This window comes from Candidatus Nitronauta litoralis, assembly GCA_015698285.1.
Taxonomy (GTDB): Bacteria; Nitrospinota; Nitrospinia; order Nitrospinales; family Nitrospinaceae; genus Nitronauta; species Nitronauta litoralis.
This window is the reverse complement of the sequence record CP048685.1, coordinates 1,289,926-1,311,751: the sequence shown is the minus strand read 5'-3', so window position 1 is coordinate 1,311,751 and position 21,826 is coordinate 1,289,926. Positions and strand designations below refer to the sequence as shown.

General features: G+C 47.2%; 17 protein-coding genes. 10 read left to right on the top strand and 7 right to left on the bottom strand.

Annotation, left to right across the window (positions count from 1 at the left end; genetic code table 11):
* The first annotated feature begins 1 nt into the window (after position 1).
* From G3M70_05880 to G3M70_05850, 7 genes are all read left to right on the top strand, one after another.
* Complete coding sequence (locus G3M70_05880; protein QPJ61442.1) at positions 2-1,318, top strand: ParA family protein; 1,317 nt, start codon at positions 2-4, stop codon at positions 1,316-1,318.
* A 6-nt stretch (positions 1,319-1,324) separates the two neighbouring features.
* The gene (locus tag G3M70_05875) at positions 1,325-1,903 is read left to right on the top strand and encodes a polymer-forming cytoskeletal protein (GenBank protein QPJ61441.1); all 579 of its coding nucleotides are present in this window, start codon (positions 1,325-1,327) and stop codon (positions 1,901-1,903) included.
* Positions 1,904-2,006: 103 nt separating this feature from the next.
* The gene (locus tag G3M70_05870; protein ID QPJ63725.1) at positions 2,007-2,243 is read left to right on the top strand and encodes a Fic family protein; all 237 of its coding nucleotides are present in this window, start codon (positions 2,007-2,009) and stop codon (positions 2,241-2,243) included.
* Between the two features lie 22 nt (positions 2,244-2,265).
* Positions 2,266-2,460, top strand: a complete 195-nt coding sequence (locus tag G3M70_05865) for a hypothetical protein (protein ID QPJ61440.1) — start codon at positions 2,266-2,268, stop codon at positions 2,458-2,460.
* Between the two features lie 8 nt (positions 2,461-2,468).
* Positions 2,469-3,623 (top strand): L,D-transpeptidase, encoded by a 1,155-nt coding sequence (locus G3M70_05860; protein ID QPJ61439.1) that lies wholly within the window; start codon positions 2,469-2,471, stop codon positions 3,621-3,623.
* A gap of 72 nt (positions 3,624-3,695) precedes the next feature.
* Positions 3,696-5,087: an argininosuccinate lyase gene (gene argH, locus G3M70_05855; protein ID QPJ61438.1), complete on the top strand. Its 1,392-nt coding sequence runs from the start codon at positions 3,696-3,698 to the stop codon at positions 5,085-5,087.
* Between the two features lie 228 nt (positions 5,088-5,315).
* Complete coding sequence (locus G3M70_05850; protein QPJ61437.1) at positions 5,316-5,675, top strand: cytochrome c; 360 nt, start codon at positions 5,316-5,318, stop codon at positions 5,673-5,675.
* A 429-nt stretch (positions 5,676-6,104) separates the two neighbouring features.
* Here G3M70_05850 and G3M70_05845 read toward each other — a convergent pair whose 3' ends face one another.
* The gene (locus G3M70_05845; GenBank protein QPJ61436.1) at positions 6,105-7,292 is read right to left on the bottom strand and encodes a hypothetical protein; all 1,188 of its coding nucleotides are present in this window, start codon (positions 7,290-7,292) and stop codon (positions 6,105-6,107) included.
* Between the two features lie 411 nt (positions 7,293-7,703).
* Positions 7,704-9,329 carry a DUF2235 domain-containing protein gene (locus tag G3M70_05840; protein ID QPJ61435.1) on the bottom strand — a complete coding sequence of 542 codons (1,626 nt, stop codon included), beginning with the start codon at positions 9,327-9,329 and terminating at the stop codon, positions 7,704-7,706.
* 1,211 nt (positions 9,330-10,540) lie between these two features.
* Here G3M70_05840 and mdh point away from each other — a divergent pair.
* The 3 genes from mdh (at position 10,541) to G3M70_05825 (ending at position 15,414) form a co-directional block, all read left to right on the top strand.
* Positions 10,541-11,479, top strand: a complete 939-nt coding sequence (gene mdh, locus G3M70_05835; GenBank protein QPJ61434.1) for a malate dehydrogenase — start codon at positions 10,541-10,543, stop codon at positions 11,477-11,479.
* A gap of 194 nt (positions 11,480-11,673) precedes the next feature.
* Positions 11,674-12,231, top strand: a complete 558-nt coding sequence (locus G3M70_05830) for a pyridoxamine 5'-phosphate oxidase family protein (GenBank protein QPJ61433.1) — start codon at positions 11,674-11,676, stop codon at positions 12,229-12,231.
* A 126-nt stretch (positions 12,232-12,357) separates the two neighbouring features.
* The gene (locus tag G3M70_05825; protein QPJ61432.1) at positions 12,358-15,414 is read left to right on the top strand and encodes a DNA polymerase III subunit alpha; all 3,057 of its coding nucleotides are present in this window, start codon (positions 12,358-12,360) and stop codon (positions 15,412-15,414) included.
* A 175-nt stretch (positions 15,415-15,589) separates the two neighbouring features.
* Here G3M70_05825 and G3M70_05820 read toward each other — a convergent pair whose 3' ends face one another.
* The 5 genes from G3M70_05820 to G3M70_05800 all read right to left on the bottom strand — a co-directional run bounded on the left by G3M70_05820 (position 15,590) and on the right by G3M70_05800 (position 21,758).
* On the bottom strand, positions 15,590-16,456 hold the full coding sequence (locus tag G3M70_05820; GenBank protein ID QPJ61431.1) for a methylated-DNA--[protein]-cysteine S-methyltransferase: 867 nt from the start codon (positions 16,454-16,456) through the stop codon (positions 15,590-15,592).
* An 89-nt stretch (positions 16,457-16,545) separates the two neighbouring features.
* Positions 16,546-17,337, bottom strand: a complete 792-nt coding sequence (locus G3M70_05815; protein ID QPJ61430.1) for a nucleotidyltransferase domain-containing protein — start codon at positions 17,335-17,337, stop codon at positions 16,546-16,548.
* A 356-nt stretch (positions 17,338-17,693) separates the two neighbouring features.
* Positions 17,694-18,830, bottom strand: a complete 1,137-nt coding sequence (locus G3M70_05810; protein ID QPJ61429.1) for a radical SAM protein — start codon at positions 18,828-18,830, stop codon at positions 17,694-17,696.
* On the bottom strand, positions 18,827-19,726 hold the full coding sequence (locus G3M70_05805; GenBank protein QPJ61428.1) for a TIGR04222 domain-containing membrane protein: 900 nt from the start codon (positions 19,724-19,726) through the stop codon (positions 18,827-18,829). Before G3M70_05805 ends, G3M70_05810 begins: the two co-directional genes overlap by 4 nt.
* Positions 19,727-19,817: 91 nt before the next feature.
* Complete coding sequence (locus tag G3M70_05800) at positions 19,818-21,758, bottom strand: GAF domain-containing protein (protein ID QPJ61427.1); 1,941 nt, start codon at positions 21,756-21,758, stop codon at positions 19,818-19,820.
* Positions 21,759-21,826: the final 68 nt, after the last annotated feature.

The window sequence follows — 21,826 nt, the reverse complement described above, 5'->3', positions numbered from 1 at the left end:
TATGGGGATTGTCTCGGTTATCGGGCCCAAGGGGGGAATCGGCAAAACCACCTTGTCGATCAACACCACTGCGGCTTTGACAAAGGCCTTGAAGAAAAGTGGGAACGGTCGCGGGGTGTGCCTGATCGATCTGGATCTTCGTCTTCCAACCATCTCCAGTCTGCTCGACAGCCATCCGCCGAAAACATTTTTTGATCTGTTCAGTACTTTGGCCAATCAAACTTACCAAGTGGATTTTCTGCGGTCGCTGTATCAGGTGTTAACCCGTTTCCAGGCGCATATTGCAGGAGAATGTGAACTGGACGATGAACGCCTTGCACGTAGTTTTGCTCTTTATAAAAGCTTGAATGCCGATCTGTTCCGCTTCAGCGAATTTGAATTTGGCGATCTTCTTCATGAACTGTTCCTGATGCGGGGAGAAATTCATTCGCTCGCAGACATTTCCAAACTGGATTTAATTTTGAACAAGCTGGACAGCGGAAAATTCCGTTCGGTCTTGCACGAGTTGGAGCAGGACTCCCAACCCCTACCAGACGAATACATTAATTTCATTGAAGAATACGGGTTCAGTATTATCGGCGGGGAAGTGCCGATCCTCGGCAAGCGGGTGCACAGAAAACGGATCAATGAACCGGCCTTCCTGTTGATGTTTCTTGAGTTTTTGAATCAGGTGTTTGATAAATTCGATCATGTCATTCTGGATACCCCGGCAGGTGGCGTGAACCACCTGACTTCACTGATGAATGTGATCGATCAGGTCATGTTTGTATTTGACCTCAGTAATTCCATAGCCATCAACGGCAGCATTGATGCGTTGCATTCATTTATTGATTACTATGAAGACTTTTGCAATGACTACCAGAGCGGAGCTCTTACCGGACTCGATAAGGAATTCGCCAACCGAATGACAATGAGTGCAGGCGAAGTTGAGTTTCTTTCCTCTATTAAGCAGAAGCGTTTCGGAATACTGTTCAATCGTTCGACGGAATCGAAAGAAGTGGTGGAGGCCTTACGCCGTTTACGGGAATACCTGGATACGCTGGACAAATACGAAACGTATAAGGACCGGATTCATATCGTGGGTCTGTTGCCGCATCATAAAGTCATCAACATCACTAACAACCGTGGTGCTCTGTTTTACGACAAAGACATGAGCCTGACCGCCCGCATGAACGGTGTTGCAGAAAGCATCCTCACCGAAAATTCTCAATCTCCCACCTTGGCAAACAGTGACAAGGAAATTTTGAAGTACCTCACCCGGCTTGGCAGCGGAGGGCTATCCAAACCACTGGTCCGCATTGCAAGCGTATTCGGTTAATTTCTGATGGACATTCCAAAATTGATGGTCCTCACAGCGGATCAGTTTCACCTCCTGCTTGACGCAGACCCCGATGGTTTTTATGACCGTGATACGCGGGATCAGTTGTTGCGACTTGTTCAGAAACTTGAAAACTTCAGTAAAGATTGCTCTCGTCCGGAAGCAGATTTATTAAGGAAACACAAACGCCATACTCTTGGGCTTCGTTTTCCCAAGGGTACGGTCAGCCAGCATACTGTGGATATTTCCGGAGGAATGCTCGTTGAAGGTCGTCATGAAGCCGACGCGATTCTGGGGGGCGGCCTGGTTGTTGCCGATACCGGGACCGTGGTTGGAAAGGTAACCGCCGCTTCTATTGTTTGCCGGGGAGTTATCAAAGGGGATATTGTCGCGCGAGGAACGGTGCATCTTTGTGCGAATGGCCGGATTGAAGGGAACGTCGAAGCCGCAACCCTGCAAATTGAAGACGGAGCCCGTTTCATGGGGCATTGCCGACTGGAGCCGGAACTAAAACCCAAACCCACCACCGCCTGGAACAGTTTCAAAAGCCTGCTAGGGATGGGTTCTTCCCAGGCAAGCGATTAGAAAGCCATTTTCCTCTTACACTCCTTTTTCTTCATATGACCTATATATTGTGTGGAACTTCCAAAATGAGCAACACTTTCCTTAAGATTAATTTTAGGGATTCATAAAAAGCTTTTTAAGAACCCAAGAGGATATCGTCAGCAACAAAAATTTTATCAGGAATACGAAAACCGGAAACATAATTTATAATCCGCCTTCGGTTCCGGATATTGCCAGCCTGATACAAAACTGGGGGAAAATTGTTAACACCCCGGATGAGAACCGGAACTATTCTTTTATTAAATGTGCCATGGATCATTACCAGTTTGAGGCCATTCATCCTTTCTTAGACGGAAAATGAACTGGAAACAAGGCATCATTAAATGAATGTACAAGATGTGGCAATTCCAATCTTTACATGGCCTTTGACAACTCCCACAATTTATGGGAAAGCACAAAAAGTTCATATACAGACTGCAATTTCACATCTAAAAGAACTTTCCGCTTCAGGAATTCTTGAGGATTATTGGGAGGGGAAACATCATGTATTTGGCTATCCACCTTTAATCAATTTATAATCAGAACAATGGACGCGAACAAGCTCAACATTTTATCGCTGACAGAATACAACCTGATCGCCAATAAGAATCCACAGGGGAGTTACGATCGGGCTACGCGAGAAAACCTGAACGCGATCATCCGGAAACTGCATACTCACTTAAGCTCCCTTTCCTCTCTCGAAAGCCGTTTGTACGGGAAATTTCAAGGTGCGCAGTTTCAGGCGCTGGAAGAAAAAGATAAAAAGGTTGCACGCGAAGTGGTCCGGTACCGCCTTTCCAACAGGGTAAAACAATGGGTTCAAGGGTTGGCGCTTGCAGGTCTATCCCTGGCACTTGTTGGAATTTTGATCTACCAGATCGTGTTGGGAGAATCGGGTCGCCAGAAAGTTGATTTAGCATGGTACGCCCAGCTCAATGAAATGGGCCTTGTTTCCAAGGAGGAGTTAGCGCGGATCGAAAAGGATTTGAATGTCACCACCACCCAGCTCCAAAAGACTCGAGAGGAAAACCAGGAACTGGCGAGCACAGTGGATCATATGATTTTGAACAACAAGGTGACAGAAAATTTGAAATACATTTTAAAGCAGATATACGGAGACTCGCGCACAAGTTATAAAAAAGTTTCCGGTGGCGTTTCGTTGAAATTTTCCGGAAAGGAACTGGCACGTTATGATACGGATCCGGAAAAATGGTACCTCCTTGGCATCATTGAAACCGGTGTGATCCGTATTTATTATAACAACGACCAGATTCTTGAAATCGAAGCGATCTTCGGGCGTCAAGGTGAAGAAACACCTCTTGGTGAATACCAGGTAAAGAACAAAGTGTACGAACCCACCTGGTACAAAAAGGAAGAGGTGAATGGGAAAACCCGGGTTCGCAAAATTCCCTTTGGGCACCCCGATCACGAAATCGGCCACTGGTGGCTGGGTTTGAAGCGGTTGGGGCCTCCGGTACCCGGCAGTTATGGAATTCACGGTGTCAATGTGACCCGCTTCAACGAATTTTTTAAAAAGAATTTTGACTGGCGAAATGGAAGCGCGGGGTGTCCCAATATTCAGGAGTGGTTCCTGGAGTTTCTTGGTCGTGTCATTCCAATAGGGGCAAAGATGAACATTGTGCTTCAAGATAAATGGGCGGGAAACGCCTCTCAGGCAGGTCAATTGGTGGGTGCATTGTGATAAGCTGAGCCCTTTGTTTTAATGCGATCTCGTGATGGGCGCAAATAAGAAACCTTTTGGAAATTTTGAAAAATGAAGCAACTTTGGAGTGGTCGGTTTAAGGAAAGTCTGGATGATTTAATGTTGCGGTTTTCCGCATCCATTTCGTATGACCAGCGATTGTACGCCTATGATATCGAAGGGAGTATCGCCCATTGCAAGACCCTGAAAAAGGCAAAGGTATTGAATGCGGTTGAGGCCCAGAAAATAATCGCCGGGTTGAAAAAAATTGAACAGGAATTTGAAAAAGGTAAGTTTCAGATAGACGAAACTCTTGAAGACATTCACATGAATATCGAGCGGCGGTTGACAGAAAGGATTGGTTCACTTGGCGGCAAACTGCACACTGGCCGAAGTCGAAACGACCAGATTGCTCTGGATGTCCGGTTATATCTGCGAGATGAGATTGGAAATATAGATCGCTCCCTGCAACAACTTGGCAAGGTAATGCTCGGACTTGCCGAGAAATATGAGCGGCAGATCATCCCAGGGTACACGCATTTGCAACGGGCGCAGCCCATCCTGCTGGCGCATCACCTGCTTGCTTATGTAGAAATGTTCAGTCGGGATCGCGACCGGTTGGAGGATGTTTTAAAACGGGTCAATGTGATGCCACTGGGTTCCGCCGCTCTTGCCGGAACGAACTTTCCTCTCGATCGGCACTACACAGCCAGGTTACTCAAATTTCCAAAAATCACCAATAACAGTTTGGATGCCGTGGCGGACCGGGATTTCATCGCTGAGTTTCTTTCATTTTCATCATTATTGATGATGCACATGAGTCGCCTGGCGGAGGAAGTTGTTTTATGGGCTTCCAGTGAATTCGGATTTCTCGAGTTGTCTGACAGGTTCACAACGGGAAGCAGCATCATGCCGCAGAAAAAAAATCCGGATGCGGCTGAGCTGGTGCGTGGAAAAACGGGGCGCGTATTCGGGCACCTTATGGGATTGCTCACTGTCATGAAAGGCCTGCCGCTTGCTTACAACAAGGACATGCAAGAGGATAAAGAACCATTGTTTGATACGGTCGATACCGTAAAAACCTGTCTTGATGTTTTTTCTGGAATGATGGATTCGGCAAAGTTCCGCCCGCTAACTCCGGAAGCGCTGGCACAAAGCGGTTTCCTGACTGCCACCGATATCGCAGATTATCTGGTAATGAAAAACATGCCGTTCCGGAAGGCGCATGAGGTGACCGGGCAGACGGTGGCCCACTGCCTGGAAAATGGAATCACGCTGGAACAATTGACTCTGCCTCAACTCAAGAAAATTTCGAAAGTGTTTGAGAAGGACGTGTTCGAATTTATCTCAATTGAAAATTCTGTTGCCCGCAAAAATGTTCATGGCGGAACGGCCGGGCCACAGGTGAAAGCGCAGATCCGGCGTCTGAAACGCGAATGGGTTGCGCGCGGACGACGGAAGTGACGCAATTTGACGTGCGGTTATAAATTTCTGGAAGCTACCGCCGCTCTCAAAAAGAAGCGAAAGGTGGTTGATTTTGGAGGAAAAAATGAGGAAAATACCGTTCTTTATTCTGCTGGTGGTGGTGTTGCTGATCATCGCAGGTTGTGGAAACAAGAAGCCTCCTGTACCCCCGAATGAAATTTTTGGAGTGACTTTAGTGGGGTGACGGGTTTTTATTAGACGATTAGAATGATTGGACGATTTTTTAAATCACTGAATTACCTTTTCGCAGGTATTTTATTGTTTACCCTGATGGGTTGTGAACCGGATCGCCCGCTTGCGCCGCCGGATTATATCCGGGGCCACAAGGTCTATTATGGTTATTGTTCCGGGTGCCATGAATCCGGGAATAAGAAGGTTCCAAACCTGCGTGAAAAGCGGTTCTTTCCAGACAAAACCTCCGATAGCCGGATGCTGAAATCGATACGGGATGGCCGTGGGAAGATGCCACCCCAGGGCGGAATGCTGCAGGCGGAGGACTTGAAAGAAGTGATCCGATATATTCGTTATCTGCAACGCAACGACCAGAAGACGGAAAAGGGAAAATAGTGTTACTTATTTAGTTTGCCTCAGAAGTAAATTTCCTGCCGTAAAATATTTATTGATCCAATAAAGGTGATTCAAAGAAAAGGGCCAAGTCCTGTATTTCGGTTTTTGTCTTTAGAGCTTTTATTTCTTCAGGACCTTGATAACCCAATCCGAGACTTCCTGATTTGACTTCATCTTGCCTTCTGCGACCATACGCCCCAACAAACAGCCCTTGTGGCTCAAAACCAGGTCTTTCATGCTGTTTCCTTCGCCCTTACCTGTTTTTATTTTGTGAAGGTCGCCTATTTGCCTTTTATTTTATTGTAAGAACATTCCGGCATCATCGTCAATTGTGTACAAGTTCCCGTATTTCAAGCAGCCCTATGGGTCAGTCCTTGCTGTTATTTCCGATGCGCACCCTTGAGGTATCAAACTCATAATTGTTTGGGGTTAATCCCATTTCAAATAGGCACGTGGAGTTTCCACAATTTTTCCTGAAGTGCCGATCAGCATATCAATAATGCCGACCAGGTCTGTATCCGTCGATTCAAATTGTTCTTTCCGATAATGCCATTTGTCTATTAATGCTTGATGCATGTAAAGCTCACCCTTGACTCCAAGTACAGTATCCCAGGCGCGGCGGTTATAACGGGTGACCAGAAAATTATGTAGCAATGGAAAGAGTCTGCGATTCTCGGGTTTCATAATAAAATAATTTAGATTATGAGGAGATTGGAATGAATCTGTATTAGGCGTGGAATTCGCCTCCGGAAAATCTCCCGGAACCGAGTCCACGAGTTGGTCCCACATGGTTCGCATCACCATGGACTCGGGCAAAAAATCTGCATATTCTCCCATCTCCGCTTTCCAGTGTTTAGTGACATGTTTCCCCAAAATTTTGAAGACATCAATCGGCGCGTTCTTTAACCTATAGGTTCCTCCATTATAATGTTCCTGGCAAATGATCCACCATTGGATACGATGTGTATATTCACCGTGGCTCATGGAAGCACCCGGGTCCTTGAAATGCCTTCCCTGCGCCAGCAGGTCCTGGATGAAATTATCTGGGTGGAGAAAACCGGACAAAGTTGGAATCGGCCTTGCCCCTCCTTCGCCAATGTTGAATCCCCACATCACTTCCGCTTCAAACAACACCTTGGAGAGGATTCCGCGAAAGTCCAGTGCCCCGGTGGCGTGTCTCCATTCAGCTAAGGTTCCGAGGGGTGACAACATCTCGCGTACTGAAGTTGATGTGTAGTCTGACATGGTCGGGCGGACATTCACCAGACGGCTCAGGTTGCTGAGCTGCTCAAAGGTTCTGTTGACTTCGCGTTCATAACCTTTCGCGTGGAAAATTCGTCGCAATTTACTGGATAATTTGGATATTTCATTTTTAACCTGGGCTATCATTCCAGCGTTCAATGTTTTCAGGTGACGAATGCAACAGGCCTCGTCAGTCAACAACGCGCCAATTTGACAGAAGTCGTGAAAAAATTTCGATTTATTCGGTGAATATTGAGATATGGCCGAGGTCCCAAATGCGCTGGCCAGGAGTCCGCTTGGAAAGTTAAATCCGCGAAACTCCGGGTAACGTTCGCGAATTTTGGTAGCCATTTGGGCAGGAGTTAACTGATCCAAAAGAAATCTCTTAAAAAATATTGGAAAACCTTATAAAACTATAACAAATTTTATATAATTTTAATATAACTAATGAATGAGGGCTTTTGGAAACGAGACCTTTGTATAAGTGAAATATTTCGGAACAAAGTGTTCGTCATTGCGAGGAGCTAATGCGACGAAGCCAACGCCCGGAGAAAACTGGAGAAAACCTCCGGATCTACCCCTTCGGGGCACGAAAGTTTAGGAAAAATACCTTGGCTACGTTCCCTCTGGTCGTTCGCGATGACGGCAATTTTGTCCCTACTTCAATCCCGGCCCTTGAATAAAAATCCTTCGCATTGCAGGAAATTTTTGGAAAAAAGTATGACAGCCCCAATAACTATCTAATGGGGAAATAGTTCTTTTTGGCAATAAAACGGGAAATCTTAATTATTTTCTATGCTGATGCCAGAATTTTGTCCGCATACCCTGCATCTTCAGCCGGGTGAACAGGCTGATGCCAAACGCGAATAACAGGGCCACCCAAAGAAAATTATTGAAAAAACTCATGGCGAGGTCCCAGGTACTGAACTCCTCCCAGGCAACCTTCAAATACTCCAGACAATCCGGGTTGCTTTCTCCGGACAGCTTGATTTTTGCTATGGCAAACAGATTATTAATGTATATACCAATAGCCGTCAAAGTGGTTAACAGGAAAAGATAATAGCCTTGCCGACGAAGCTGGATAAAAGGCTGCAAACTTGTCCATAGGGGAGATTCTTTTTCCGGGTCGGTATCCCTGAACGCCTTGTTACTGAAGAAAAATTTATCGTGCGTACCCGGTTCATCTCCCATCAGGTAAAACCGGGGCGGAAGGTTGCCCGGGGCGTAGCCTTCTGAACCAAGGGAAATTCTATCTCTCAGGCTTTCATGGATATGGCAATCCACATTATAGGTTTTACAGATTTTAAAAATGTTGCGCGGCAGGTAACGGTAATAAACCGCCGGTCCGGACCGGGATTTATACAACTTGTCTGTTATGTTGCCGTGGTCACGGATGTAGTCCCAGTCTTTGTCAAAAAATTTAAGACCCGCATGATAGGCACGCTTCATCATCCAGTGAAGGCTGACCAGTGACATGCCCTGTTTAGGATAGCCCCCTCCAACATTGGAATGTGCACCAGGAAACCACACCTGTTCTATCCAGTCATTTTCCCAGTCCTTTTCAGTTTTCTGGTAGAGAGTCTTTCCATTTTCAACCTGGTTGGAATAAGCCGTCCGGTCTTCGTTCCACAACATGGGATGAAACGATTGTCTTTCATCGTCGATCGCAAGGGCGTGGCAGGCTTTTTCCACTCCTGTATAAAGATTATTATTCCTGAAAGAAAAACGATAAATATATTTATTCCACATATCTGTGGCCCATTTAAAAGGCAGCCCGACTGCGGAAACGGTGTCCCAGACTCCAACAAATTTTATGGGAGGAGTTTGATAATAAAAATTGAGGTCATAGTTGTCACTGAAGGGGAGCCGGTTGCCAATAAAACCGGGGAGACGTTTTAAAAGACCCTTCGGTAAAAAATTCCCCAGCCAATCCGGAAAGAAAATCCTGCTTAACAGGGATCGATAGTTTCTTTGGTAATGCTTGTAGGCATTATCAACTAGCTGATTGAGCTCCGCCCTGTTTTTAAATACCGATTTTTTTGGGATTCCACATTCTGCGATAAACCCGATGAGCGTTCTGATGGTAAAAGCTCCGCGGCTGAATCCGAAAAAATAGAGATTGTCTCCATTTTTGTAAACTCGTGCGAGTTCTGTGTAGAGCTGTTTTACATTTCGCTTCAAACCCCAGCCGAAGGCACCGCCGAGGACTTTAAAAACGATGAAACTTTGGGAACCTACCCCATCATCGTAAAGGGTTATCTGCTTTTCAATGACTTTTGATTTATCCTGGGGAGGCCGGAATTTTCTGGCTCGAAGATCAACCGCTTCAAATATTTTAAAAACGTTGGTGCCCCGGTTTTTATTCGCGGTATTTCCAGTTCCGTCGGAGCAAATTACTATATTCTTTGGCATGGCCCCCCTATGCTATTAGAAGTTTAATAAACTCGAGAAACGTAGACAAAAAGATTCAAGCAACTATTATTTTATTCATGCAGACTTTATAAAAACAAGGGCTATGGAAAAAAAAACTGGCCCTTCAATTGAAGTCGACATAAACCGGTTCACCTTTAAAAGCATTAAACAAAATTTTTCATAAAAAAAAATTTTAAGGGTATTAAATTTTGGGAATTTTAGAGAGTAGTGCTTTATCTACTCCCTTTCATATCATTCAAGAAATATTTGTAGTGGAAATTGTGAAAAACTTATGGGGCAATCTTTTAAAAAATATTGGCACTCTGGGCATTTTTAACGCATGTAAATTTGTAACGCGAAACTTATCAGGAGAAAAATAATTTTCTGCATGCGGCATTAAAATAATTTTTATATAAGTCTTAAGGTGATTTTTTTAATTTCAGTTTTTGTTAACTGGGTTAGGGAGGAGCACCAGATCTTCCCAATATTCCAGGACTGTTACTGTACATTTTGTTAAACGCCAAACTTAAAAGCCCTGCTGATTAATTGCAGGAAAAAGAGACCTGGCGGCCTTTATTGTCTCCCGGGATGGTTTCTTGTATGAAATATCAAAAATGCCTTTTTTAGTTTGGTATGCCGAAAAATGATTATTTATAGTGTTCATTCCAACCCAAAAGGCTTTTTTTGGGTATTTTCACTTCATACAAACATTTCTGGAATTAAAATCTTTAGATGACCTGTTTTCCGGGAGAACCGCTACCACCCCAAAATGGGTTGACAAAGTGGCTGTAATTCCTTAATTTAGCCCTTCAAACTCAGGTTTTAATCTGAAACGAGAATACTTTGGCAACGGGTTGAAATTAGTCTTCTGCCCCTTTATCTTCGGTTGTCAAAGGTTAGAGTACGGGTTTGGGTTATGTTCCCGGGCATGAATTTTCAGGCAGTTTGTCCCAGGGGTTCATTCTATAAATCGAGCAGCTTTTAGGCAGGTTAATTGGGATGTCAAAACCCGGAAATAAAACTATCTTCTTTACTACCGGAGAGCCTGCGAAGCTGGGGGACAATTTTATGATCTCCCTGTTTTTTTCCAGGATCTCCTTTAAGGTAGGAACCAGGGACCGATACTCAATTAACTGAAAGCAAAACGCGGCGCGAAACTTTTTTAAAAAGATTCGCGCCCTTTTTTTTGGTGGCTTATGGTAACGGAAACGATGCGTAACAAAATTACAGTTGTTGGAGCCGGGCAGGTTGGCACTACTGTCGCTCAATTGTGTGCCTATAAAAATCTGGGCAATGTGGTTATCACGGACATTGTCGAGGGTCTTCCGCAGGGAAAAGCATTGGATCTACAGCAGTCTGGTTGTTTGCAGGTGTTCGACAGTATTATTCAGGGCACCAATGATTATAAGGACACCGCGGATTCCGATATCGTGGTTATCACGGCCGGCCTGCCGCGTAAACCGGGTCAGGATCGCTCCGATCTTTTGAAAATAAACGCAGCGATTGTAAAAGACGTCACCGAAAACATTATGAAGTATTCGAAGAACCCGATTCTCATTCTTGTATCCAATCCTCTGGATGCGATGGTGTATCTCGCCAAGCAGGTTTCCGGCCTGCCGCGTGAACGGGTGATCGGGATGGCAGGCGTGCTCGACTCGGCCCGCTTCCGCACGTTTGTTTCAAATGAACTCGATTGCTCGCTTGTGGATGTCGATGCCATGGTGCTCGGGGGACACGGCGATTCCATGGTGCCCATGCCGCGCTACACCACCGTATCGGGTATTGCCATCACTGACCTGATGCAACCGGACCGTATCGAAGCATTGGTGGATCGCACCCGTAAAGGTGGTGCCGAGATTGTCAGCCTGCTTAAAAAGGGCAGTGCGTTTCTCGCCCCCGGTGCATCAGCGGTCAAGATGGTCGAAGCTATTTTGCAGGACAAGCGCAGGATTCTACCCTGCACCGCTTATCTGGATGGCGAGTACGGCTGGAGCGGGATTTACTTCGGGGTGCCCATTGAGCTGGGCAGGGACGGCATGAACAAGATCATCGAGTTGAATCTGACCGATGATGAAAAGAAGATGCTGGATATCTCGGCCCAGGATGTCAAAAACACCATCGACGAAGTCGATTCGTTTTTGGCCAGTTAGTTCCCCTAAACCCCCAATTCTAAAAGGTTTTACAGGTCTCCAAATTTCCCCCTTCTTTGTCAGAAGGGGGAACCAAAGCAGGGGTTTGAATTCTTTAGGTAGTTTTTTTACGAAAAGTCCTTTCGTAAAATCACAATATCCTTTTCAATTCATCCAACTTCATTTCCCCTTAAAACCCCTCGCCAGGTAATGATATGGGCAAACAACTATCGGAGCTTGATGAAACACTCATTCAATTTATAAAAAATCAAAAAATGTTTTTCGTGGGGACCGCCGGAGTTGACGGAAGAGTCAATGTGTCTCCAAAGGGGTTGGATTCCCTGCGTATTCTGGATTCCAGAAAACTGGTGTGGGTGAATTACACCGGAAGCGGCAATGAAACCGCAGCGCATATTCTGGAATCCAATCGCATGACGCTTATGTTTTGTGCCTTTGAAGGCGCACCCAATATTGTGCGCCTGTACGGAAAGGCCCAGATGATTTATCCAAGAGACAGTGAATGGAGTGGTTTAATCGAATTGTTCCCTCCTGTTCCGGGCAGTCGACAAATTTTCAGCATGGATATAGATTCAGTCGCCACGTCCTGTGGTTATTCAGTCCCTAAAATGGATTTTGTTGAAGAGCGGGATACGCTTGAGAAATGGGCGGAGAAAAAAGGTCCTGATGGCGTCGAGCAATACTGGCACGAACATAATGTTAAGAGCATAGATGGCAGGCCGACTAATATTTTTAGCGAAAAAGAGCCTTCCTGATCTTATTTCCTAAAATTAAGTATTAACGAGGAATCTTGTATTCTTCTGGATGGGACAGTGCCTGAAATGTTGAAAATGTGGGGAATCAAGCTGTTATAATACAGGCACACCCGTTCAGGTCGTGCCATGATCCATTTAAATGTACACAGTTACTTTTCCCTCCTTCGAGGCGTGCCCGGCGTTGAGCCGCTGGTCGAGGCCGCCCACCGGCTCAAGTTCGATACCCTGGCTTTGACGGACACCAACGCAACCTATGGTGCCGTCGCTTTTCAAAAAGCCGCGCAGGCTGCGGGCATTCGTCCCATCTTCGGTGCAGAGGTGGATGATCCCGCTACCGGTGAACATGCGGTACTCCTTGCCAGAACACTTGAAGGGTTCGGTGAAGTGTGTCGGGTGGTGACCGAACGGAACCTGAAAGCAAATTTCTCTCTCCCCCAACGACTTCAAAACTGCAATGACCAGGTGATCATCATGACCCCGCACCTTGGCATTGTTGAAAGTGTTGCGTGCACCCGGGGAGCAGCCAACCTCGGTATTGAACATCCACTTTTCGGATCGGTGACAGATGAAATAGCGCGCTGGGAATTTTCCCGCAAGCATGGCATCCCCCTCCTCGCATCCAATCGTGTCCATTTTTTAGAGCCACAGGATTTCCAGACGCATCGTCTTCTGACCGCCATACGATTGAACCGGCATATCGACGCGGTTCCCCACGAGCAGATGGTGCATCCGCAGTCCTGGTTGATGTCGAACCGGGAAATGCGAAAGAGGTACTGGGGCTGCCCGCAGGCGATTCGAAACACGCTGAACATTGCGGAGCAATGCGACGTTACCTTACCCATCGGTCAACTTCAGCACCCACCGTTTTCATTGTCTGGGGATGAAACTCATATAGGACGTTTACGGTCGTTGGCGGAGACAGGTGTAAAACGTTTTTACGAACCCGTCACTCAAAGGGTCCGGGAGCGTTTGGACTATGAACTGTCTATCATCGGCAAGATGGGATTCGCCTCCTACTTTCTGCTGGTAGAGGACATCGTTCGCGAGGCTCACGCACGAGGAATTCCGACGGTTGGGCGCGGTTCTGCCGCCAACAGCCTGGTCTGTAGAGTGCTGTCCATCACCGAAGTGGACCCCATCGAAAACAATCTCTATTTCGAACGGTTCCTGCATGAGCAGCGCGAAGATTTCCCTGACATTGATATCGATTTCCCGTGGAATCGCCGGGATGAAATGATCCAGTATGTGTTCGACAAGTATGGGGAGGACCATGTTGCCCTGATCTCAACCCACACGCACCTGCGTGGGCGCTCCACACTCCGTGAAGTTGCCAAGGCCATGGGGGCCGGTCCGAAAATCGAGGATCTGACCTCAAAACTCCCCTATTCAGCCAGTGTTTCGAATCTCGAAGCGATTCGGGATGAAGTCCCGGAATGCAGCAACCTGCCTCTTGGAGACGAGCCCTACAAATCCGTTATCGAAGCTTCGCAAAAAATCGAGGGCATCCCGCGTCATATCTCCATTCATTGTGGCGGATTGATTGTGAGTCCTGAACCGATCACCAACCTGATTCCGTTGCAGAAGACACCGAAAGGTTTTGCTGTGACCCAGTACGACATGTACCCGGTGGAAGATATGGGACTACTCAAGATCGATCTTTTGGCACAACGGGGTCTTGCGGTGGAAGTCGATGCGGTGCAGGCGATCAAGGATCACTACGGTATCGAACTCGATTTTGCCGTCACCGACCCGATAGCCGATGAACAAACCCGCACGCTGGTACGTGAGGGAAGAACGATGGGTTGTTTCTATATAGAAAGCCCGGGGATGCAGAACCTGCTGAAGAAGCTCAAGGTGGATACTTTTGAAAAACTGACCGCTGCCAGTTCCATCATACGTCCCGGAGTTGCTGAAAGCGGCATGATGCAGGCTTATGTAAAACGAAACAACGGGAAAGAACCGGTCATTCACCTGCACCCGAAACTGGAAGAGGTATTGGCAGAGACTTACGGGATCATGATTTATCAGGAGGATGTGATCAAAGTGGCGCATGCCATCGCCGGTATGTCACTTGGCGAAGCTGAGGGATTGAGAAAGTGCATGAGCAAAAAGAGGGACTGGGAGCGGATGGAAACCTACCGAAACCGGTTTCTTGAAGGCGCTCGGGAAAATGGAATTGAAGAAGACGTGCGAAACGAAATCTGGAGACAGATTGAAAGCTTTGCGGGTTACTCATTTTGTAAAGCACACTCCGCCTCTTTCGCACTGGTCTCCTACCGCGCGGCTTACCTGAAAACGCATTATCCTGCCGAGTTCATGGCAGCGGTTCTCACTAATGAAGGCGGATTCTATGATGCCTGCGCTTACACCGAAGAAGCCCGTAGACTCGATATTGAAATTTTACCACCTCATATCAACCACAGTCGGTATGAGTTTTTTGCAGAGCGCCGCGATGCCATCCGCGTGGGTTTAATGCAGGTCCGAAGCCTCAGTGGTAATGGAATTGACCGGATACTCGAGGAACGGTTATGCGGTGAGTTTAAATCGCTACACGACTTTCTTGAACGTATTAAACCGGATCAACCCGAAATCGAGTCTCTCATCCATTGCGGAGCACTGGAAGGACTGGGGCATTCCCGGCCAGCCATGTTCAGCGACATCCTGTCCTGGTATCGCAAAGGCAGAAACACAGGAGGTGGAGACCAGGCTGCACTGGACTTGGAAGAAACCTGTTCGACCTGTTTAACTCCGGAACGTAGTGAATCGGACAATATAGTGGCCGATATTGAGACCTTGTCTCTTTCCCCCTCTTCCCACCCTCTGGCCCTTTTTGGATTGGGAGAAAATGAATGGCCGAAAGGGGTCACTCAGGCAAAGAACCTTGGTCGACACCGCCGCAAGCATATCACCATGCTCGGTATGCTGATCACTTATAAGCGGACCCGCACGGGCAAAGGCGAATTAATGAAGTTCATTACACTTGAAGACCCGACGGGCACTTTTGAAGTGACTTTATTCCCAAAGACCTACCAGCGTTTTGGTCATCTGCTGAATAGTAAAGGCCCCTTTTTGGTCAAGGGACAAATTGAGGAAGACAATGGAGCGCGAACGGTTACCGCTATGTGGCTGGGGCAATACAACCGGGAGATGACCTTTCAGAAAACCGGACTAACCCATCACTGAAAAATAATTTAAATCGAAATTTAGTTGTAGTGAGATTCCAAAACTGAATGTAAATAATCTATTCTGATTATTACGATATTGTTCCCGGGTTACCTTTATCAGCTCAATCCGATTTTTGTTACCAGGAAAAATTTTTTTCAAAATATTAATTGAATAAAATAATGTGGGCAGGGGTTCAGGCGAGTTCTTCCTGGATTTGCGCTGCTTCCCAGGCGACCAGGGCTTTTTTCCGGTCGGGTCCTGCCTGGTAACCGCCAAACGCGCCCATGCCCTGGATCACCCTGTGGCAGGGCACCAGGTATTGGATGGGGTTGTTGGCCACGGCGTTGGCAACGGCACGCGAGGATTTGGGCCTGCCCAGATAACGTGCTACATCCTGATAGGAAACCAGTGCTCCCTGAGGAATCCGGACCAGCGCTTCCCACACTTTGATCTGGAAATTGGTGCCTTTTACGTAAAGATATAAAGGGGTTTTCCTGTCCGGATTTTTGCTGAAGATTTGATCCATAAACTTTCCCGTACTGCGGGGTTCCTTTTTCAAGCTGGCCTGTTTCCATCGACGGGAAAGAAACTCCATGACGTTGTCGCGGTCACCGTTCTGGATAAAAGTAAGACCACAGATACCATTCTCGGTTGTAGCCAGCAGGCATTCCCCAAAAGGACTGGGATGAAACCCGTAAGAGATAGTCAGTCCCTCCCCTCTACTCTTATATTCACCCGGTGTGACCGATTCACATTGCAGGAACAGGTCGTGGAGTCTGCTGACACTGGACAGGCCGGAATCGAGCGTAGCATCGAGCAGGTTTCTGGATTTATCCAAAACGGATTTGGCGTGTTCGAGGGTGAGGAACTGGAGGAAGCGTTTCGGGCTGACACCGGCCCAACGACTGAACAACCGTTGAAAGTGGTATTCACTGAGGTTCAATTGGGTGGAAAGTTTTTTAAGGTCCGGTTGAAGGAAGGCGGTCTCTTCCAGAATGTGAATGGCCTTCTCGATACGCTGGTAGTCTTTGGATTGTTTTGAAAGGTCGGAAGGAGGCATCCCCGAATTCCCCGAGTGTTGTTATTTTAAAACTTTATACCCGGTGACGTGGTTCCCGCAATCTGATTCTTGCGATCAGGGAATGTTGGCTAATTTGCTTCCAGTTTTTCAGTAAAGCGCGCGGTTTGTTCAACAATTTTTATAAACTCGTTGAATAGTTCGTGGGTGACCTCTGCATTCTGGATTCCCGATGGACTTTTTAACTTCATCAGTTCTTCCAGTTTTTTCTGATCAAAGCCTACCGTTTTGGCCGCCTGGGCAACGAGGTCTTTGCGCGGCGGAACCTCACCCTGAGCAAGTTGCACCACCCGTCGCAGGGCCTCCATAAAACCGTTAAGGGTTTCGCGCAGCATGGGGGTGAGTCCGTGCCCCTGCCGGTTCAGGAAATGGCGGCGCAATCGCATCATTAAATTCTGCATCTCCTGCTGGCAACGCAGGCGCAGATGGGCATTGTCCACTTCCAGAGAAGCGATGGCATCTTCACCGTGCAGAACCCTGTAAGATTCTTTCATGGAAAGAAACTTGATCGGGAACACAGAGGTGAACGATTGAAGATCGCCCGGAGTCATGAACAGGGGTGCCAGGTTGTGCCGTCGCGCGGTCAAAGTAGAATCGAAAATAGAACTCAGTGCTTCGGTGTCGATGGAATCGACCACGATCAACAAATTGACATCACTTTTTCCTTCGCGAAAATGTCCGCGGGCTCCACTGCCATACAGGATAATCCCGGTCAGTTTTGATTCGAGCTGTTCGCTATAATTTGAAGCAAGGGTTTCTACTGCGCTTTGTACCTCGTCGGGGAGCGTGATGTCAGTCCAGTTGAGCGTCTGCGTTGTCATGATGTTGCTTCCTGGGTGGATATGGTTTAAGTATGTTTTCATCCTATCTCCCCCATTTAAGGGGACGATAAAAATTTGTTCGAATAATTTCTTTATTTGCTCCCTCTTAAAGCCCCCTGGCTTCGCCTTCCCCCTTCTCCTAAAAGACCTTTGCATAACCCCGATTTCAAAGCAGTGTCTGACCTAGAGCATTTTTGACAAAAATCCCGTCATCGCGAGCGACCAGAGGGAGAGTGGCGATCCAGAGGTCTGGATTGCTTCGTCGCAAAAGCTCCTCGCAATGACGAACACTTTGTTCCAAAATATTCCACTTATGGAAAGCTCTCTTAGGAGAAGGAGAATATTTATTACTTCAAAATCAAAAACTAAGCAAAGTGGAGCATCCTAGTTTACTCTTTTTAAAAAGCACTTATTCGTTCCGTTCTATCATGACCTTCCTGCTCATTATAGCAACCGGGGTCGCGCACAAACGGATCGCCATGCACGGCGTAGGACATGCATTTGAGTCCACCTTTGCACATGCCTGAATAGAAACAGTCTTCGCACCCTTCACTTACTTTATCCGGATCGCGCAGTTGTTTGAGTAAATCGTTGCCGTAATAAATCGACTCGAGTGATTGTTCCATTATGTTGCCGACGTGGACTGGCATCCGGCGGCAGGGATAGATGTCGCCGTTGGGCATGAGGGTGATGAGACTGTCGCCTGCCTTGCAGAAGTAGGGGCGGCCATCGCCTTCAAGAAACTGCAGGGCACGGTCCATCACCACTTGAGTTTTTTTCCCAAACCACCTGCGTCTGGTGTTGGTGCGAATTTCAGCCATCGATTGAAAATATTCCTGCGTTTCATCAGACGTGAGCGCTTCACCCGCCATGTGGTCCATCCCCGCACCGTTGGGGAGAAACCGGTCGGACCAGACTTTATCGACTCCAAGTTTCTCCGAGATGGCCACCACCTCGCAAAACTCTTTGTAGTTTTCCCGATGGGCGGTGAATGAAACCAGGGTTGGTATTTTGTGCGCCACCAGATGCTCGATTGCAGTGACGGTTTTTTTGAAGTTGCCGTCCCCGCGCAGTCGGTCGTGGGTATCAGGTTTGCCTTCCATGCTGACCTGCACAAACGCAGGTTTTAGTATTTTTAGTTCCCGGGCAACGCTTTGATCAATCATTGAACCGTTGCTTAAAATCCCGAAACTGTATTTATAGCGGTCCTCCGCAAAGCGGCGCATTAATTTCATGAAATCAGGATGCACAAAAGGTTCTCCACCCGTGACGGTGATGTGTCCGCGTAGTCTTTTCTGGCTGGTTTCTTTCCGCCACCGGAAAAGGAGTGTCTGGAATTGTTTGAGGACCTCCATCCACTGGTCCCATTTTAATTCGTCGCTGCTGTAGGCATCCTGATAGCAATGCAGGCAACGCAGGTTGCAGCGTTCGGTGATGTGCCATTGCAGAAGCAGATTGCTTGGGATATACGGACCCGTCCCGCATTGTGTTTCAATTCTGGATTGTCGGGACATGTACTGGAACAGTTTATTCATCCGCCGCACCCTCCGCATCCGCCTCCGCAACCGCCCCCTCCGTCACCATCACCGGAGGAAACAGAGCACCCTCCGCAACCGGTCCCGGTGGAATTTGAAGAGCGACCAAACCTGTCGCTGAAGGATTGAAATGCAGGAATGTTGGTGAACATACCGGTTCCAAATACAGCAAGAGGCAGGGCCGGGTCCAGTCCGTTTGGGACCTTCCCATTTTCGATAGCATCCTTGACCCATTGGAAATGTTTTTTCAATTGTTTTAAATAGCGGTCTCCAAGGCGCGTCACCTTTTTCCAGGGACGCAGCACGACCAGTAAAAGGATCAACGCCACGATCATTTCGAGAATGAGAAATCCGACAGGTTTGTTACGTGAAACGCCGAAGATAAGTTTGAGAATTCCAGCGGAGAACAACACCAGCACAACCATCCAGGCAATTTTTACTTTTCTCTTTTTGGTATCGGGATCCAGTCTAAGATGGGCGCGCGTCAACTTGTCTTCAATGGGAGCGAGTTCCTTGTCCAGGTCCTGTTTGAGTTGGGGGTTCGCAAACAAAACGGTTGGGTGGTGCGGATGTCTTAAAAACTGGAGAAGAATCTTTTCTATAGGGGTTTCGCCCCGCTCGGGTCCGACTGCAGATTTCAACTGTGGATTATCGTCGGATCCCTCGAAATGGATCAGGTCACGGTTCCATAAACTGAACACGACCGTCCGGATTACGTGGTGTCGGCCAAGCAATGTAGCGATGGTGATCGAATCGAATTTGGAAGGCGAGGGTTCCTTGTAACGCAGGGAATCTTCGAGACTCATGTACCAGGCGGCGGCAAGGATTACTATGGTGCCTATCGCATAAATTGTCAGATAGGTTGGGCCAGGAATGTGAACCAGGAATTCGAACATAGGCCTGCCTGAGTCCTGCAGTAGAAATTTGAAACATTATTGGATGGATTATCCCCGCAGAAATAAGGATAAGAAGGCCCGGGCTGTTATGTCAATTTGTTTTTCTGACCATAGATAATTCAACTGTGATGCAGGTTCCTTTTCCTTTTACGCTTGAGGCACTTATGGTGCCTCCGTGATGTTCGATGATTTTTCTACACAAGGCAAGCCCCATACCACTGCCTTTGAAAGCGTGGGTCGGGTTTAAACGTTCGAAGGGTCTGAAAATGCGGCTACTGAGGCTGTCATCGAAACCAATCCCATTGTCTTGCACATGGATCCGGACGTGGTGTTTATTTGGAATCGAGGTGGTGATTTTAATATGTGGAGGAACACCCTTGCGAATAAATTTAAGTGCATTGCCGATCAGGTTCGCGAACACCTGGCGCAACCGAACCGGGTCCCCATCGACTGTTGGCAACGACTCTATTTGAATGTTCGCTCCAACTTCTTCAATGCGAAACTCGAAGTCGATTAAAATATCTTTCAGCAACTGGTTCAAGTCGATTGGGGTGAGGGGGCCCGCTTTGGCGCCAGTCCTGGAATATTCCAGAAGGTCGGTTATAAAATTTTGCATCCGGACAGTCCCCCTCAACATTCTTTCAAGATAATCTTTGCCGCGTTCATCCAGATATTCACCGGAATGTTTTTTGAGCCGTTCTCCAAAAGCCGTAACTTTGCGCAAAGGTTCCTGCAGGTCATGGGAGGCAATGCTGGCAAACTCTTCAAGGTCCTGATTACTTCGGGCCAGTTCCCGTGAATAATTATGAAGATCTTCCTCGTACTGCTTACGAGTGATGGCCATCCCGGCAAGGAATGCCGAGGAATTCAGGTGCTTGAGTTCTTCCACGGATGGACTGCGATTGTGTTGGCAAAGAACGCCTACAACACCAATGGGGTTTCCGGAAGGATCGGGTATGGGAACCGACCAGCAGGCTTTGTATTCCTTGATGACACTGTTATCCAAAATTCTGGCCCAGTGTGGATCTTCAGCAAAATTTTCCACTATAACGATTTCATTAGAGTGAGCACTTACTCCAAAAGTGATCCCGTCAGGAGAAACATCCCATTTTCTTAAACCCAGTTGGCTGGAGTCACAAAGTTGCGGGGCGGAAATCAAGGTCAACTCAGAGTTTTCTTCGTCCAGAATATAAATAGCGCAAACCGTGTCTGGAAGCATTTGCCTTTTGAGATTGAGGTTAACCAGGTCCAGAACCTCTTCCAGCGAGTTTCCGACGGCCAGATGTTTGAGAATGCGATGATGGGTCTTAAGAATGTCTTCACCCTGCTTCCGAATCAGGACTTCGAGCTTCAGCCGTTCCTCAATTTCGAGGACTTTGATGTAATCCCGATCAATTTTTGAACCTGATGAAGACGCTTTTCCAGAAATTTCTCTCAGTTTTCCGATGGAACTTTTTGATACGGAGGATTCGGGTTTCCCGGCTTGTTGTTTCAAAAAAGATAACAGGCCGATTGATCCCACACCAAAACCAATAAGCAGTGCCAACATTAAAAAACCCAACACTTTCCATTGAAGGGAGTCGTCTTCAAATGCCAGGTTCAGATAAAGGGTGCTGGATGGACCGGTCTGGTTTGTGGTCAGGGAATGAAAAAATTCTATTCCCGAATCCCCGACTTTGATTCCAATCGGGCCAGGTTTTTCGGGCAAGGACCCGGAGTATTCCTCGGAAAAGTATTGGGCCAGGAGAGCACCATCGTCGGTATATAATGCAGCAGAATTAACATGGGGGATACTGGCAAGGGACATTAACAATTGTTCCGCAGGTTGCGCATTGTCTTTGATCCACGAGGAGCTTAGCGAAACAGAAAGTGACTGGACCAGGGTTTGTCCCTCTGAAATTCGGAATTGCTGTGTCAGGTATTGATTGGCAAACCAGATCCCGGTTCCCAGAGTCAGGATAATAACCAAGAGGGAACCCGGAAATTTTTGATTCAACCTGTGATCATCTAAAACTTGACCGGAAAAGGCCATGGTTATTTTCCGCGCGGCAGGTCCGCAATAAGATTTAATAAAATAACTTACAGGCCTTTTCCCCTGGG